This is a genomic window from Alcanivorax sp. HI0044, assembly GCF_001634945.1.
In genome coordinates this window covers 1-685 of the sequence record NZ_LWEZ01000929.1, presented here as the reverse complement: position 1 = coordinate 685, position 685 = coordinate 1, and the positions used below count along the sequence as shown (strand labels likewise).

1 protein-coding gene is annotated in these 685 nt (G+C 62.6%); it reads left to right on the top strand.

Going from position 1 to position 685, the window contains the following annotated elements; all coding sequences use genetic code 11:
* Positions 1-100 precede the first annotated feature (100 nt).
* The coding region (locus tag A3730_RS10875) for a patatin-like phospholipase family protein (protein WP_063538055.1) at positions 101-685 on the top strand (585 nt) is incomplete at its 3' end.

The following is a 685-nucleotide window of genomic DNA, read 5'->3' as shown; positions in this document are numbered from 1 at the left end:
GTCTGGCCCAGTGCGGTTACCGCTACTGCCGCCAACAACATTGTGTGACTGAAGGCTCGCGAGATAGTCTTGCCGGCGATTTTGGTGGAAGGGTCAAGCTGTGGCATTACATATTCCGGTTCAAGGGGTAGCGGATCACGCACCGCCAGGGGGCGCATCTCATCAGGCGTTACTGGCGGATTGGCTGGCAGAGGCGTCGTTCACCCTCGCCATGTCATCCGGGTTTTTCGGCTTTTTTGCCCATTTCGGCACGCTGCGTGCCCTGCTTGACCATGGCCTGTCGCCCGCCCGTTTCTGTGGTTCCAGCGCTGGCGCTCTGGTGGCGGCTTGCATAGCCTCCGGCGCTAGCATCAATGCCATCGAAGACACACTGCTTAGCCTGGATCGGTCACACTTCTGGGACCCATCCCCCGGGCTGGGTTTGTTATCCGGTCAGGCTTTTCGACGGATGCTGGCGGGCCTGCTACCCACTCAGCGCGTGGAAGAGTCCCGAACCCCGCTGGCGGTATCCGCCTGGCAGGGAAAAAGCCGGCGCACGCAGGTGTTGCAACAGGGGGATCTGGTGGAAGCGGTATACGCGTCCTGTGCCGTGCCCCTGCTCTTTCAACCCGCCCGGATTGGCGGGCGCTACTATTGGGACGGCGGCATTGCCGACCGCCACGGGCTGGCTGCCACCTTCCCCGGA